Here is a 14,634-nt window from a genome sequence, read left to right as displayed (position 1 = left end):
ATGGCCATCGAAAATACGGCCAGCCAGGTCGCGTACGTCTGCGACGGTGTCAGCACCGCGTTTCCCACGCGCTGGCCCATCCTGGACGGGGACAGCGTGCGGGTCATTGAAGAGGTGGTGGAGACGGGCGCCGCCACCGAACTGACCCTGAACACCCATTACACGATATCGGTCCAGACCGACGATCTGGCCACCGGGCAGCCGGGGCCCGGCCTGGTGCTGGCCATCGGGGCTGCCCCGGCTGCCGGCCGGCGCTGGCACCTGTTGCGTTCGACGCGACCGGTGCAGCCGGTGCAATTGCCCACGGCCGGACAGGTGCCGTCCAAGCGGCTGGAACGCACGGTGGACCGCCAGGCGATGGTTGCCCAGGAAAGCCGCCGTGATGCCGGCAAGGCCGTGCGGGTGCCCGACCATGAGACCGTCGACATGGCGTTGCCCGTCGCGCGTCAGCGGGCGGAACGTCTGATGGCGTTTGATGCGGACGGTCGCCCGGTCGCCCCCAATTTCACGACCGAACAGGTCGCGGCCGTCATCGACAATGCGACCCTGCAATTGCTGGCCGGGACAAGTCACGCATTCGTGACGGACGGGACCAGCACCGTCTATCCCCTGCCCGCCGAATGGGGACTGATCTATGCATCCCTGACCTTGACGGTGAATATCGGCGGGGTGGGCGGACAGACGGCGGGATACAGCCTGACCAACGGGACAGAGCATGGCCATCCAGGCCGTACCGTCATCATCTTCACCAGCCCCTTGCCGGCGCATGTGCGGGTGGAGGTGCGCATTCCGCCGTCGGCAGCCCAGCCCATGGTTGACGACACCACGCAGATCGTGGCGCGCCGCAGCGACACGCCGCGCAGCCTGCGCGACCGTGCGGGGGATGTGGTCAATGTGCTGGACCATGGGGCGAGGGCTGACGGCCTGACAGATATTCGGCCTGCCATCCTGAAAGCCATTGCCGTGGCGGCCGAGATCGGGGCGGCGGTGTGGTTTCCGCCCGGCCCCTATATCACCTCGCCGTTTGCCACGCCGGTGTCGCTGTTCATTGACGCCGGCGCGACGCTGAAGGCGGTGAATGGTCTGACCACCCATCTGGTCACCATCACCGCGCATGGTGTCCGGATCTATGGACGCGGCATCATCGACGGCAGCAAGGCGACGGCCATCGGTGAGAATGTCAGCTGCATTGCCGCCTATCAGAAGCACGGCCTGGTGATCGAAGAGGTGACGATCATCAATGCCGGCCAGAACGGCCTGCATCTTTACGACGCGTCGGGCCTGCGTGTCCGCCGGGTGAAGGTCAGGGACAGTGCCGCGACGCCCGTCCAGATCTATGTGCAGATGGAGGACCTGTCCGATGTCCGGATCAGCGATAGCGACGCGGCCGGCGGCCCGGCCGCGTTCGTGGTGTCCAACATCAGCGAAGGGGCCAGGAAGGTCGACGACGTCAAAATCGAAGGCTGCCGGGGCACTGCGTCAGTCGCGGCCCCGGTTGTCTTTGAAATCTGGAACGGCGATGCGCCGGTAGCCACCAACTGCGTCTTTGAGCGCAACACGGCGGTCGGCGGACAGTTCCAGTACAGCTTCAATGGCGTCGTCGGCGGGCGGATGGAGCTGAACAATGCATTGGGGGGCAGCGTCATTGCCTATGAGGCCGCGTCGTCGCCCAATGCCCAGATCATCAACAACACCGTCGACACGATGGGGCTGGACGGGCTGACGGCGGTATCCGTCTCCGGGACCTCCCCCGATGCCAAGATCAGCGGCCTGCTGATGGTGAATTCAGCCGGCACTGGCCTGGCTGCCCTTGGTGTGGGCATCCAGGATGCGTCTGCCCGGGCCACCGTCGAGAATAACCGGATCATGGCCCGCGTTGTCGCCGGCATCATGGGCAATATCGTTACCGGCCTGAACGTCACGGGACGCAACTACATCCATAACGCCGTCAACGAGGCGGCCGCATTCTTCGCGTGCCCCGGGCTGCGGGTGGTCAATGGCGTCGTCGTCGGCAATGCCGGCGGCACCGCCAGCGGCCCCACCAATGGCATTTCGATGACCAGCGATGGTACGACCAACGACATCGTGATTGCGCGCAATGACCTGTCCCGCGCCGCTGTGAACCAGTACTGGACCGGCGGAACATTCGGATCGAATGTCTCGATCTTTGAGAATGAGGGGCTGCAAGATTTCCGCCAGCCGCTCTATCTGGCGCCCACGGGCGTGTCGCCCTCGCGCCAGGTGCAGATCGATGCCGTTCCGTTGGCCAACCGGTCCCTGCTTTTCGGCGGCGCCAACGCCGGAAATCCATATATCGACACGTCGGCCGGTGGGCTGGCCCTGAAGGCGGCGGGAACCACCGGCCTGCTTATCGGGACTGATGGGGGCGTAACTGCCTATGGCCCCCTGTCCGTGGTCAGGTCCAGCGATGCGATTGCAAAGCTGACCTCTACCGGTACGCAACAATCGGCGGCCCTGGTCCTGACGGCGCGCCAAACGTCTGTCGACGCCATCTGGTCAATGGTCGCGGCCGGGTCTGGATTGGGCGGGGACCGCCTGCAACTGCGGGACGGCGATTGGGCGACGGGCACGGTCCGATTGTACGTTCAACGGTCCGACGGTGCCGTGGGCCTTGGCGGACCTGCCGGCAGCGAGGCGCTGCGTGCGGTGCCTGTGGCGGCGGGCGCGAACCGGGTGGAGGTCACGGCAGCCATCGCGGCCAATGCGCCCAGCATAGCCTTTACCGGGTCCGCCGCGAATGTCGCCGGCGTGTACCTGACCAAGGGAACCGGATCGCATTACTTTTCCGCCGACGCATACGTGCAGTTCATGGTGTCGCCAACGGTGTTGGCAAACCGCAACGTCTTTGTCACCGCATCAAATGCCGGCAATCCGATGATTTCGACGACGGGGGGCAATCTGCTGCTGTCGCCGGCTGGCGGCACCGTGAACGTCAACGGCAATCTCACCGCCGATTACGTGTGCACCAACGGCAAGACGTTTGCCGATTTGCCGGCACCGGGCGCCCTGGGTGCCGGCGTGCGCGCGTACATCACCGATTGCAACACCAACACCTGGGACGCCATCGCGGCCGGTGGAGGTGCCTACAAGAAATCACTCATCAGCGACGGCACGAATTGGCGTGTCGGATAATTAGGAGAACAGCCATGGCACTCACGCTTCCCGCCGAGGACCCGCGTTGGTCCGATCCGCTGGCCCTTAAATACGCGGCCGTCACGAACTACGCTGGCGACAAGGGCAGCGGGCGCACCACGGTCAATGTGGGCCTCTGGTTTTCGCCCGCCGATCGATGGGCAAACATCGGGGAGGGGGAAACCGTGCCGCCTGCCCGGGACCGGAAGATCTATACGCTGGCCGGATATGACCTGTCCCTGGCCACCATTTACGCGTCGCTGGCCCCCCATCGGGATTGGTCCGGTTGGGTAAGCGACCTGTGACGGGGGCGGACATGCAGCCTGAATTTCTCATCCGCATCAGGGCCGGCGACGTCGCCCTGATGAGCGCGGCCATGGCGGCCCTGGGGGAGCAGATGGCCGAGTTCTCGGCCCGCCTGAACAGCCAGTTGGCCACGCAGCAGACAGGAACGCCCTCTGCCCCGGCACCGCCGGCGGAAGAGGTGATCTCCGTCATCCGCGCCGAACAGGAAAAGTGAGGATCTGACATGGCTTATCCCTGGCCCCAAATCGCTGTCCGCCCGGAGATGCTGTTGGGCGGACCGAACACGCTGGCCGGTCTGGCTGCGGATGGCACGATTGATTTTGGCCCTGTGGCGGCCGGTTCGCCCGTGGATTTCACGGTCTTCCGGGGCGTGCATGAGGTGGCGAATGATATCGTCATTTCCCGCAACATCCGGTTCGAACAGGGCGGCATGCTCCGGCCCGTGGGCGGGGCCAAGATCGAAATCAATGGCCGTATCTGGGCCGATCCCACTCAGCATATCTTCGATATCAGCGATGGCAGCGTCGTGGGGACCTTCGGCAACTGTGCCCGTACACCCAATTGGTGGGGGGCCGTCGGTGACTATGACGGCACGGACGGGACCAACAATTACGCGGCCTTGATCGCCTGTGCCCAGGCCAGCCATCACCGGGTTGGTGTGCGTTCGCGCGTGGTGGTGCCGACCGGGAACTATTTCGCGGAAGGACCGATCCTGCCCGCGGTGCCCAATCCCGCCTACGGCTTGCCGAACGAGCCGGCCAACCTGTCGGAACCCGGCATTATCCAGATGTATATCGGTGATGTCTGGGAAGGCGACAGCATGGGCGCGTCATACATCACCATCGGCAATGGTACGGCCGGCGCCGGCCGCATCGTGGCCATGGCAGGCGCCGACAGCAGCGGCCCGCCGACTGTGTTGCGCAATCTGTTCATTGTCGGGGAATTGGGCGGCGCTTACGCGGTGGCCGGCGCCATCGGCGCCTACGGCAACGGCGCCTTTGTGTCCGAGATGTGGACGAATGGCTTCGTGCAAGGTCTGCTGATGGCATCCACCGACCAATTCGTGACGCGCTGTGTCTTTGAGTACTGCACCGAGGCTGTGCGCCTGACCCGCGGGGCAAACAACCTCTCCGATTGCACGATGTACCTGTGCGGCAACGGCATCATCCATGACCCGGCGGTGGATCATGGGGAGACGGTGATTTCCGATGTGCGCATCAACAACCGCAATGGTGGCCTGCCCGGCGGATACGGTGTCATCGCCACCGGTCTGTATGCCCGGGTGAAACTGTCGAACGTGGACGTGGAGGCAGCGCCCGGCGGCGGCGAATGGACCTATGCCTTCGGCGCCTTCTATGCGCCAGGCACGCAATGGGTGAATTGCCGGGCCAAGATCATCGGCGATCATGCGGCCTATACGTTTGCCCATGTGCCAGAGGCGCAGATCGTCAATTGTACCGCCCGCCTGCTGACTGGCGTCTCCAACTCGCCGGGCCTGCATATCCATTCGGATGCCACGGCCGTGAGCGTCACGCAGTTCAAGTCGGCGGGCGCGTTCCAGGATCATATCCTTGTCGATACCGCCGGCCGCGATATCAAGATCCTCGCGGCCGATTGTTCGGGTGCCACCCGCAATGGCCTGCGCGTCCTGCGCTGCACCAGCCTGCAGGTCACCCACTCCAGTTTCGTCAACAATGGCGCTGCTGGCATCTACGACCGTATCGCCGCGGGGGAGGCCGGAACGCACCTTTACACCGCCATTACGGCAGACCGTGGCGGGGCTGGCACGCAGGCCTGGGGCATCATCACCGATATCAACGATGCCGCCGGGCGGTTCGTCGTGTCGGGCGCGTGCAGCGTGCTGGACAACGGCACGGGCGCCATCAGCCATATCGGTGCCTACAACCCCGCCAACAACAACACCAAGATCAAGATCGGCGCAGAAGTGCTGGTCGCGTAAGAGGGGGCAACAAATGACGATTCTGAGCTTTATCGCCCAGGGGCGCTATTGCGCACAGGAAGCCGGCTGCAACCGGCTGCGGTACCCGGAAGGGGCGCAGCCCCCGCCCATCATCTTGGAAGCGGCCGGCTTCGATCCCCGTACCAAGGGCCGCACCTATGTGTCGGGCTGGCCGGCCGAAACATTCGCGCAATTCGCGGTCCGCGTCGCGGGCGAGGCAGGCGAAGGCCCGCACACCGCCCGGATCAGTGCCGACGACGCGGCCCGCAATATCGCCCCGCGCCGACAGGAACCCCTGACGGCGCTGTCCGCGCTGCAAGCTGCCGGCTTCACCGTGGAGGTGATGTAATGGAGACGGCGACGCTCATTGCCTTGGGCAGCTTCGGCATCGCCGCGGCCGGGGCCGTTTGGAACCTGCACAGGCTGCTGGATACCAAGGTCGACGCGCTGTCCAAGGATCTACACGCACGCATCAGCGATCTGCGGGAGGACACGGCCAAGAACTACCTTCGGTCGGACCTGTGGCAGGCCCATTTCGGCAACCTGGAAAAGCAGTTGTCCGACATTCAGAAGGACATCAAGGCGCTGTTGCGCCAGGCAGCGGAGTGACGATCATGCAGGACATTATTACTGGCACCTTGTCGACCGTGTTGGGTACTGGTCTGGGCTTTATCGCCCGCCTGGCCCCGGAGGTCATCAAGCTGATGACGGCCAAGGGCGACCGCGATCATGAATACCGCATGGCCCAACTGTCCGGACAGCAGGCGCAGGCGGGATACGATGCGAGGCGCGATGACGCGCGCGCGGCCTATGATCTGGCCGACCTTCAGGCGCTGATCCAGGGCGCGCAGGCACAGGCCAAACGGACAGGGATCAAGATCATCGATGCCCTGTCCGCCTCTGTCCGGCCGGTCACGACCTATTGGTGGATGGCGCTCTATACCAGCGTCAAGGCAGCGTCCCTGTCGATCGCCGTGACCGACCACGGCATTACAGCGGCTGCCGTGCTGGCGTGCTGGGATGCGTGGGATCAGACGGTGCTGGCCAGCATCCTCGCCTACTGGTTCATGGACCGCTCGTTGCGGCGGGGTGCATGATGCTGACGGTCGCTGATTTCGTGCGGCCGTTCGAACAGATCCACGACGGGGACCGCTCCACCCCGGCGCTGGAACCGCAGCGGGACTTTCGTGGAACGTGGACGCTGGCCTACGGTTCTATCTATGACCTGGACGATAGGCCGGTGGTTGAGACCACCCCACCCATCACCGATGACCAGGCCGAAACCCTTTTGGCTCGCGATGCCGGCCGCGCGACGGCGAACGCCATTCGCTTGTGCGGACCGTTGCCGCCATTGTGGCAAATCGCCATCGGGGATTACTGCTTCAACATGGGCGCCGGCCGCCTCTACGGTTCCACCTTGCGGGCACTGTTGCGCCGGCAGGATCTGGACGCCGCCGCGCCTGAGCTGGAAAAGTGGGTGTTCGCCGGCGGACAGAAGGCCCGTGGTCTGGTCATCCGTCGCCGCGTCGCCCGGTGGCTGATAGAAGGCAGGATCGAACCGACAGCCGCTGCGGTGGTCGCCGCGCGATCTGCCCTGCTTCGGACGGTCAGGGTCTAAATCGCATTGCATGCGCACACGCAGCGCATATAGCGGTGCTTAAGTGTTTGATTTTGTTGTGTTACCAAGGAATTGAAAATCCCCGTGTCGGCGGTTCGATTCCGTCCCTGGGCACCACTTCACGAACCTGGATAGAAGTTGAATTTACTGGGCCTCTTCACTGATCGTGAGGGGGCTTTTTGCTTTTATACTTTATTTTGTTTCAGGTGCGCTCAGGCCCGTGCGGGGCGGGCCGGCAGGGTCATGGCGATGACGGCGGCCAGCACGCAGGCCAGACCGATCCAGGCGGTGGGTGACAGGCTTTCGCCGAGCACGACCATGCTCAGCCCGACGCCGATGGGCACGCGCAGATAGGCCTGTGCCGTCGTGCCGATGGACCCCAGGGTCTGCATCAGCCGGAAATAGATCGTAAAGGCGATGGCGGTGGAAAAGACCGACAGGCAGATCAGGGCCCCGATGGAGGCGGCCGAGGGCGTCAGGGTCCAGGGATGGTCGATGACCAGACTGGCGGGGATCATCAGCGCCGCGCCGCACAGCAGCGATCCCGCCGCGGGCATCATTGGCGACAGGCCTTTGAAATTCTTTCCATAGATGGCGGCGCCAGCATAGGAGATGGTGGCCGCTACGACGGCCAGTTGCGGGATCAGCTGGTCACCCAGCCCATGCAATGCCTCCATCCCGATGATCAGGCAGATGCCCACCATGCCGGCCGCCACGCCGAACAGCTTGCGCATGGTCACCGGCTCATGGCGGGTGATCAGGGCCGTCAGCAGAAAGGTGAAGATCGGCGTCGTGGAATTCAGGATGGCGGCCAATCCGGCATCGACCGACTTCTCTGCCCAGGCGACCAAGGTGAAGGGCAGGGCGCTGTTCATGGTGGCCTGGAACAGGAAGCGTCGCCAGACGCTGCGGTCGGCGGGCAGCCGCTGCCCGCGCCAAGCCATGACGCTTACCAGGATGAGCCCGGCGATCAGCGTGCGTACGGCGATCAGGGTTATCGGCGGGATGGTGGCCACCCCGATCTTGATGAAGGTGTAGGACGATCCCCACAGTGACGCCAGCAACAAAAGCAGCGCCAGATCCTTCAGCAGATGCCGCCTGTCGGCCATGTCGGTGTTCCGTTTTCTATTTGGTGCCAGAGACCCTGCATAGCAGGAGGCGGTGACGGCACGCTTCGGCCATGATCGAACCATGCCACGCATCCGGCGCAGGGCGGCGGCTCAGTGCGCGGCCACGGCCTGGAAGAAGGCCAGCGTCTCCATCTCCAGCGGTTTGATCCAGGAACTGGGCCAGTGCGACAGTTTCACGATGACGGTGCGGCTGGCCGGGTCGATCCAGATGAACTGGCCGTGTACGCCTTTGGCCATATAGGCGTCGCTGTCCGGCAGGGTCCACCAGAGATACTGGTAGCCCTGACTGCGCCCCGGCTCGGCGGGTTCGGTTCCCTGCGGGACGGTGGAGGCGGTGATCCAATCGGCCGGCACCACCTGCCGCCCGTTCGCCTTGCCGCCATCCAGCATCATCTGGCCCAGCCGTCCGTAATCGCGCAATGTGGCGTTGAAACCACCGCCGGCAAAGGCCTGTCCGCTGCCCGGCGGACCATCCAGCAGCCAGTATCCCGGCGTTTCCATGCCCGCTGGCCCCCACAGCTTTGCCGCCATGTAATCGGCCAGCGGCATGCCCGTGGCGCTTTCCAGCACCCAGCCCAGCACGCTGCCCTCCAGCGTCGAATAGTTGAAGAAGGCCCCGGGCGGATGGGCGCGGCCCACATTGCGGGCCAGCCCGGCGAAATGCATGTCCTGGCGGATGAAGGACTTCTCGTAGAGGTCGGCCAGCTGGCTTTTATTGTCCGTGCCATAGACCTCGCTGAAAGCCGCACCCGACCGCATCAGCAGGGCCTGGCGGATGGTCACGTCATCATAGCCACCACCCGCCAGTTCCGGCACATAGCGGGTCAGCGGATCGTCAATGCTGTGGATGTGGCCGTCTTCAACCGCGATGCCGATCAGGATGGAGGTGATGGACTTGGCGATGGACCAGGAGATGAAGCGCGTGTCGGGTCCGGCCTTGTCGCGATAGATCTCATGGGTGATGCGTCCGTCGCGGATCACCAGCAGGGCGCTGGTGAAGGTCCGCTCCAGAAACTCTGCCGCTGTCCGGCGCTGCCCGTCATAGTCGTAGGTGATGTCCAGGGGACGGATATCCGTCGGCAGTTTCCAGACGCTGCGCCCGGTTGGAACCGGGGCCGTGTCGAAAATTTCGTCCATATGGCGGAAGGTCAGATAGTTCAGCTTGCCGTCATAAAGGGCCAGCCGCGCCTGTTGCTGTGTCGGACTGACCGTGCCCTCCGCATGCACTGGAACTGCCAGGGCAAGCAGAGCCAGGGTGAGGGACAGGACAGTCAGGTCGGGGCGGCGGATCGGCATGAATGACATCCTTCGCGAAGGGCGATCCGACAGCCATAGCGCAAGGCGGCGGCGGCGTCACCAGGGGGGGATGCCATCCTCATTTCCCCCAACATGAACGAATGGACCGTTTCTAAAGCCACAGGAATCCATTACAGTAATCTGGCTAAAGGCCGTTGGAGACCCAAAATGGGCATGTTTGACTTTCTCAAAGTGGATGTCATCGAGAAGGTCAAGGTGCCCAAATTCACCGCTCACCTTAATATCGATGGTAAACAGTTAACCGTCGCGAACCTTGGGGTTGGCAGTGTTACTGTTTCCGGCGCGAAATTAAAGGTGGGGCAGTCGGTCACTTTCGATCTGTCGCTGAAAGACCCCAAGCAGAACTTGTCCCTGAAGGGGGCGGGTACCGTGGCGTCAGTGGACAAGAAGACAGCAAAGATCAATTTCACCAATTTGCCGGAAGAAAGCCGTAAGGCCGTCGCGTTGTTCCTGGCCCGTTACGCCATCAACCGGTGAGGCTTCTGCCCGTGCGTTCCCTGCTTTTGGCGATCGCGCTGATATGCGCGTCGGCTGCGCCTGCATTGGCGGATCGTCCGGTGCCTGCCCAGCCGGAGGCTGGACACGGTTTCCGCCGCTTGCCCTGGCAAAGCTGGATCGACCCGGCTGTGGCACCGCCGCGGCCGGCGCCACAGCGTTTGATGCGCATCGTCTATGCCTTTGACGCCCCGTCCAGATCGCGGATGACGGCTGATCTCACCCTGTCGAAAATGTGCCGCACCGGCCAGTTCATGCAGATCGTCAATTACCATTACCGCGCATTCGGCCCGACGGAGGAAGCGCTGGGCGTTGCCTTCGGGCGCATGTCGGTCAACCTCTATGACCCCACGCGTCGACGTCAGGAAGACACTGTCTATTTCTTCCGTGACCAGGGGACGACGCGCTGTGCGGTATTCACGGCCAAGCAGGCCGATCTCGTCCGGTTCTATATCGGGCCGTAAGGGGGCAACCGAATAATCGGGAGGTGCGTCCCGCCGAACGCATCCCAGCGCCCCAAGCTGGGCACTTCATTTCCGGGACCGACCCCTCTATATAGGCCCCTCAGCCGGGCGCCCCCCGCACCCATTGTGGAGCGGGGGGCGTTTTGCCGCGACCACATCGCCCTTTCCCGCCCGCAACGACGGTCCGACTGATCATGCCGAAACGCACCGACATCAAATCCATCTGTATCATCGGCGCGGGTCCGATCATCATCGGACAGGCCTGCGAATTCGATTATTCCGGCGTCCAGGCCTGTAAGGCGCTGAAGGAGGAAGGCTACCGCGTCATCCTCGTGAACTCCAATCCGGCCACGATCATGACCGACCCCGGTCTGGCCGACGCGACCTATATCGAGCCGATCACCCCTTCCATGGTCGCGAAGATCCTGGAAAAGGAACGGCCCGACGCCCTGCTGCCCACCATGGGCGGTCAGACGGCCCTGAACACGGCGCTGGCCCTGTTCCGCGACGGTACCCTGGACCGGCTGGGCGTGGAGATGATCGGCGCCAAGGCCGATGTCATCGAGAAGGCCGAGGATCGCCTGAAGTTCCGCGACGCCATGGACAAGATCGGGCTGGAAAGCCCGCGGTCGCGCGTCGTCAAGAATTATGACGAGGCGCTGGATGCGCTGGCCTTTGTCGGCCTGCCTGCCATCATCCGCCCGTCCTTCACGCTGGCCGGCACCGGCGGCGGCATCGCCTTCAACCGGGCGGAGTTTGAAGAGATCGTCCGTGGCGGCCTGCGCGCCAGCCCCGTGCATGAGGTCCTGATCGAGGAATCGGTCCTGGGCTGGAAAGAGTACGAGATGGAGGTTGTCCGCGACCGCAAGGACAACTGCATCATCATCTGCTCGATCGAGAATATCGACGCCATGGGCGTGCATACGGGCGACAGCATGACCGTCGCCCCGGCGCTGACCCTGACCGACAAAGAATACCAGATCATGCGCAACGCCAGCCTGACGGTGCTGCGCGAGATCGGTGTGGATACGGGTGGGTCGAACGTGCAGTTCGGCATCCATCCCGACACCGGCCGCATGGTCGTGATCGAAATGAACCCGCGCGTGTCGCGTTCCTCCGCGCTGGCATCGAAGGCGACGGGCTTCCCCATTGCCAAGATCGCGGCCAAGCTGGCCGTTGGTTACACGCTGGACGAGCTGGACAACGACATCACCGGGTCGACGCCGGCCAGCTTCGAGCCGACGATCGACTATGTCGTCACCAAGATTCCGCGCTTCGCGTTCGAGAAGTTCCCCGGCGCCGACAATACCCTGACCACCAGCATGAAATCGGTGGGTGAGGTGATGGCCATCGGCCGCACCTTCGCCGAAAGCATGCAGAAGGCCCTGCGCGGTCTGGAAACCGGTCTGACCGGCTTTGACGAGATCGACCTGTCCGACGCCAGCGGCAATCTGGATGAAGGCCGCCTGCGCCATATGCTGAGCCGCCCGACCCCGGAACGCCTGCTGATCGTTGCCCAGGCCATGCGCCATGGCTGGACGGTCGAGCAGATCTACGAAGAGTGCAAGTACGACCCCTGGTTCATGCGCCAGATCGAGGCCATCGTGAAGGAAGAGGCTTCCATCAAGGCGGCCGGCCTGTCGGGCATCGACGCGCAGTATATGGCCCGTATCAAGGCCATGGGCTTCAGCGACACCCGCCTGGCGACCCTGACGGGCCAGCCGGAATCGGCCGTTGCCGCCCATCGCCGCGCTCTGAATGTGCGCCCGGTGTTCAAGCGCATCGACACCTGCGCCGCCGAGTTCGCCAGCCGCACGCCTTACATGTACTCCACGTACGAGGGCAATGGCCTGGAGCCGGCGGAATGCGAGAGCGCGCCGACGGACAAGAAGAAGGTCGTCATCCTGGGCGGCGGTCCCAACCGCATCGGCCAGGGTATCGAGTTCGACTATTGCTGCGTCCACGCCGTCTATGCCCTGCAGGAAGCGGGCTATGAGACGATCATGGTCAACTGCAACCCGGAAACCGTCTCCACCGACTATGACACGGCCGATCGCCTGTATTTCGAGCCGCTGACGGCCGAAGACGTGATCGAACTGGTCGAGAAGGAAAAGCAGAATGGCGAGGTCGTGGGCCTGATCGTGCAGTTCGGCGGCCAGACCCCGCTGAAGCTGGCGAACGCCCTGGAACAGGCCGGTCTGCCCATCCTGGGCACCACGCCGGACGCCATCGACCTGGCGGAAGATCGTGAACGGTTCCAGCAGCTTCTGATCAAGCTGGACCTGCGCCAGCCGGCCAATGGCCTGGCCCGGTCGCTGGAAGAGGCGGAGGCGGTGGCCAACCGCATCGGCTTCCCCGTCGTCATCCGCCCGTCCTATGTGCTGGGCGGCCGCGCGATGGAGATCGTGCACAACATGGCCGGCCTGCATCGCTACATCGCTACCGCGGTGAAGGTGTCGGGTAAGAATCCGGTGCTGATCGACAGCTATCTCCAGGACGCCATCGAGGTGGACGTGGACGCCGTGGCCGATGCCGACGGTCAGGTCTATGTCGCCGGCATCATGGAGCATATCGAGGAAGCCGGCATCCATTCCGGCGACAGCGCCTGTGCCCTGCCGCCCTACACTCTGTCCAAGGCCGTGGTGGATGAACTGACGGTCCAGGCCGTGAAGCTGGCCAAAGGGCTGAATGTCGTCGGCCTGATGAATATCCAGTTCGCGGTCAAGCAGTCGGCCGATGGTTCCGGCACCGACGGTTTCGACATCTACATCCTGGAAGTCAATCCGCGTGCCAGCCGTACCGTGCCCTTCGTTGCCAAGGCCACGGGTACGCCCATCGCCAAGATCGCCGCGCGCATCATGGCGGGCGAGAAGTTGAGCCAGTTCAAGCTGTCCGGTCCGTTCCCGCCGCACACGGCGGTGAAGGAAGCCGTGTTCCCGTTCAACCGCTTCCCAGGCGTCGATATCCTGCTGGGGCCGGAAATGCGGTCGACGGGCGAGGTGATGGGCCTGGACAAGAACTTCGCCATGGCGTTTGCCAAGAGCCAGCTGGGCGCCGGCGTGACCCTGCCTAAGGAAGGCACCGTGTTCATTTCCGTGCGCGAACGCGACAAGCCGGCCATGGTGCCGCTGGCCGCCAAGCTGCTGGAAATGGGCTTCAAGGTGGTGGCCACCCGTGGCACGGCCAAGCACATGGCGGAAAAGGGCGTGAAGGTCACCCCCATCAACAAGGTGGTGGAAGGCCAGCCCCACATTGTCGACCGCATGATCAATGGCGATGTCCAGCTGATCTTCAACACGACCGAAGGGTCGCAGGCGGTATCCGACAGCTTCAGCTTGCGCCGCACCGCGCTGACCAATAACATCCCCTACTACACCACGGTGGCCGGGGCTGAGGCGGCGGTCGAAGCCATCTCGGCGTTGAAGGTCGGCGGTCTGGACGTGGCTCCGCTCCAGTCATACTTGAGCGGCTCTTACTAAGGACGGTCTGGTCTGCGGGGCGGGAAACCGCCCTGACAGGCTTATTTTATTTCTGGGCTACCTTTACTGGGATAGGGCACGATGGAAAAAGTTCCCATGACGGCTCGGGGGTACAACCGGCTGCAGGATGAGTTAAAGCACCTGAAGAGCGTGGAGCGTCCGGCCGTGATCAAGGCCATCGCGGAAGCCCGCGAGCATGGCGATCTGTCTGAAAACGCTGAATACCACGCGGCGCGCGAGCGCCAGTCCTTCATCGAAGGCCGCGTGATGGAGCTGGAGGACAAGATCAGCCGGGCCGAGGTCATTGATCCGGTCAAGCTGACCGGCAATGCCGTGAAGTTCGGCGCCACCATCACGCTGGCGGATGAGGATACCGACGAGGAAGTCACCTACCAGATTGTCGGCCAGGACGAGAGCGACATCAAGCAGGGTCTGGTCAGCATCACCAGCCCGCTGGCCCGCGCCCTGATCGGCAAGTCCGTCGGTGACAGCGTTGAGGTCACGACCCCCGGCGGCTCCAAGAGCTATGAGGTCGTGAACATCGCCTTCAAGTAAGGCGCTGCCGCAGGACCAAAGGGTCAAGAGCCTATGAACCCGCCCGGCCCACCGCCGTGGCGGGTTCGGCTTTTCTAGGGCTCTTGGTGCCGACGCGTGAGCCAAGCCGCCGGATGGCGGCGCCCGACGCGTGAGGGCTGCATGGATCAGGGCCGTA

At 63.7% G+C, this 14,634-nt stretch carries 14 protein-coding genes; 12 read left to right on the top strand and 2 right to left on the bottom strand.

Annotated features, from left to right (window positions below; translation table 11 throughout):
- The 8 genes from ACODTW_RS03680 to ACODTW_RS03645 are packed head-to-tail and all read left to right on the top strand — an operon-like array spanning position 1 to position 7,037.
- Positions 1 to 3,153 (top strand): right-handed parallel beta-helix repeat-containing protein, encoded by a 3,153-nt coding sequence (locus ACODTW_RS03680; RefSeq protein WP_488944553.1) that lies wholly within the window; start codon positions 1 to 3, stop codon positions 3,151 to 3,153.
- A 14-nt stretch (positions 3,154 to 3,167) separates the two neighbouring features.
- Positions 3,168 to 3,458 carry a hypothetical protein gene (locus ACODTW_RS03675; RefSeq protein WP_488944551.1) on the top strand — a complete coding sequence of 97 codons (291 nt, stop codon included), beginning with the start codon at positions 3,168 to 3,170 and terminating at the stop codon, positions 3,456 to 3,458.
- A gap of 11 nt (positions 3,459 to 3,469) precedes the next feature.
- Positions 3,470 to 3,673 (top strand): hypothetical protein, encoded by a 204-nt coding sequence (locus tag ACODTW_RS03670; RefSeq protein WP_488944550.1) that lies wholly within the window; start codon positions 3,470 to 3,472, stop codon positions 3,671 to 3,673.
- Between the two features lie 9 nt (positions 3,674 to 3,682).
- Positions 3,683 to 5,419 carry a hypothetical protein gene (locus ACODTW_RS03665; RefSeq protein WP_488944549.1) on the top strand — a complete coding sequence of 579 codons (1,737 nt, stop codon included), beginning with the start codon at positions 3,683 to 3,685 and terminating at the stop codon, positions 5,417 to 5,419.
- Positions 5,420 to 5,432: 13 nt separating this feature from the next.
- On the top strand, positions 5,433 to 5,768 hold the full coding sequence (locus ACODTW_RS03660; protein WP_488944547.1) for a hypothetical protein: 336 nt from the start codon (positions 5,433 to 5,435) through the stop codon (positions 5,766 to 5,768).
- Positions 5,768 to 6,028 (top strand): hypothetical protein, encoded by a 261-nt coding sequence (locus tag ACODTW_RS03655; RefSeq protein ID WP_488944546.1) that lies wholly within the window; start codon positions 5,768 to 5,770, stop codon positions 6,026 to 6,028. The genes ACODTW_RS03660 and ACODTW_RS03655 overlap by 1 nt, the downstream gene beginning before the upstream one ends.
- Positions 6,029 to 6,033: 5 nt before the next feature.
- Positions 6,034 to 6,516 carry a hypothetical protein gene (locus tag ACODTW_RS03650; RefSeq protein WP_488944545.1) on the top strand — a complete coding sequence of 161 codons (483 nt, stop codon included), beginning with the start codon at positions 6,034 to 6,036 and terminating at the stop codon, positions 6,514 to 6,516.
- Positions 6,513 to 7,037: a lysozyme gene (locus ACODTW_RS03645; protein WP_488944544.1), complete on the top strand. Its 525-nt coding sequence runs from the start codon at positions 6,513 to 6,515 to the stop codon at positions 7,035 to 7,037. The genes ACODTW_RS03650 and ACODTW_RS03645 overlap by 4 nt, the downstream gene beginning before the upstream one ends.
- Positions 7,038 to 7,249: 212 nt before the next feature.
- Here the strand turns inward: ACODTW_RS03645 and ACODTW_RS03640 are convergent, their stop codons facing one another.
- Both ACODTW_RS03640 and ACODTW_RS03635 read right to left on the bottom strand, forming a co-directional pair.
- The gene (locus tag ACODTW_RS03640; protein WP_488944543.1) at positions 7,250 to 8,146 is read right to left on the bottom strand and encodes a DMT family transporter; all 897 of its coding nucleotides are present in this window, start codon (positions 8,144 to 8,146) and stop codon (positions 7,250 to 7,252) included.
- A gap of 111 nt (positions 8,147 to 8,257) precedes the next feature.
- A complete protein-coding gene (locus ACODTW_RS03635; protein ID WP_488944542.1) occupies positions 8,258 to 9,463 on the bottom strand; it encodes a serine hydrolase domain-containing protein in 1,206 nt (401 codons plus the stop codon).
- Positions 9,464 to 9,631: 168 nt separating this feature from the next.
- On the opposite strand from ACODTW_RS03635, the gene ACODTW_RS03630 reads away from it, so the two are divergent.
- From ACODTW_RS03630 to greA, 4 genes are all read left to right on the top strand, one after another.
- A complete protein-coding gene (locus tag ACODTW_RS03630) occupies positions 9,632 to 9,961 on the top strand; it encodes a hypothetical protein (protein WP_488944541.1) in 330 nt (109 codons plus the stop codon).
- 80 nt (positions 9,962 to 10,041) lie between these two features.
- Positions 10,042 to 10,443 carry a hypothetical protein gene (locus tag ACODTW_RS03625; protein WP_488944540.1) on the top strand — a complete coding sequence of 134 codons (402 nt, stop codon included), beginning with the start codon at positions 10,042 to 10,044 and terminating at the stop codon, positions 10,441 to 10,443.
- Between the two features lie 194 nt (positions 10,444 to 10,637).
- The gene (carB, locus tag ACODTW_RS03620) at positions 10,638 to 13,922 is read left to right on the top strand and encodes a carbamoyl-phosphate synthase large subunit (RefSeq protein ID WP_488944539.1); all 3,285 of its coding nucleotides are present in this window, start codon (positions 10,638 to 10,640) and stop codon (positions 13,920 to 13,922) included.
- Positions 13,923 to 14,003: 81 nt separating this feature from the next.
- Entirely contained in the window at positions 14,004 to 14,477 is a 474-nt protein-coding gene (gene greA, locus ACODTW_RS03615; RefSeq protein WP_488944538.1) for a transcription elongation factor GreA, read from the top strand.
- The last annotated feature ends 157 nt before the right edge of the window (positions 14,478 to 14,634 follow it).

This window comes from Niveispirillum sp. FG148, from assembly GCF_057809655.1.
This window is presented reverse-complemented; position numbering and strand designations above follow the sequence as displayed.

Excerpts from the sequence above, each read along its gene's own strand:
- ACODTW_RS03670 (WP_488944550.1), top strand. The coding sequence starts at position 3,470 with ATGCAGCCTGAATTTCTCATCCGCATCAGGGCCGGCGACGTCGCCCTG.
- ACODTW_RS03630 (WP_488944541.1), top strand. The coding sequence starts at position 9,632 with ATGGGCATGTTTGACTTTCTCAAAGTGGATGTCATCGAGAAGGTCAAG.
- carB (WP_488944539.1), top strand. The coding sequence starts at position 10,638 with ATGCCGAAACGCACCGACATCAAATCCATCTGTATCATCGGCGCGGGT.
- ACODTW_RS03680 (WP_488944553.1), top strand. The coding sequence starts at position 1 with ATGGCCATCGAAAATACGGCCAGCCAGGTCGCGTACGTCTGCGACGGT.
- ACODTW_RS03640 (WP_488944543.1), bottom strand. The coding sequence starts at position 8,146 with ATGGCCGACAGGCGGCATCTGCTGAAGGATCTGGCGCTGCTTTTGTTG.
- ACODTW_RS03665 (WP_488944549.1), top strand. The coding sequence starts at position 3,683 with ATGGCTTATCCCTGGCCCCAAATCGCTGTCCGCCCGGAGATGCTGTTG.
- greA (WP_488944538.1), top strand. The coding sequence starts at position 14,004 with ATGGAAAAAGTTCCCATGACGGCTCGGGGGTACAACCGGCTGCAGGAT.
- ACODTW_RS03655 (WP_488944546.1), top strand. The coding sequence starts at position 5,768 with ATGGAGACGGCGACGCTCATTGCCTTGGGCAGCTTCGGCATCGCCGCG.
- ACODTW_RS03645 (WP_488944544.1), top strand. The coding sequence starts at position 6,513 with ATGATGCTGACGGTCGCTGATTTCGTGCGGCCGTTCGAACAGATCCAC.
- ACODTW_RS03635 (WP_488944542.1), bottom strand. The coding sequence starts at position 9,463 with ATGCCGATCCGCCGCCCCGACCTGACTGTCCTGTCCCTCACCCTGGCT.
- ACODTW_RS03675 (WP_488944551.1), top strand. The coding sequence starts at position 3,168 with ATGGCACTCACGCTTCCCGCCGAGGACCCGCGTTGGTCCGATCCGCTG.
- ACODTW_RS03650 (WP_488944545.1), top strand. The coding sequence starts at position 6,034 with ATGCAGGACATTATTACTGGCACCTTGTCGACCGTGTTGGGTACTGGT.
- ACODTW_RS03660 (WP_488944547.1), top strand. The coding sequence starts at position 5,433 with ATGACGATTCTGAGCTTTATCGCCCAGGGGCGCTATTGCGCACAGGAA.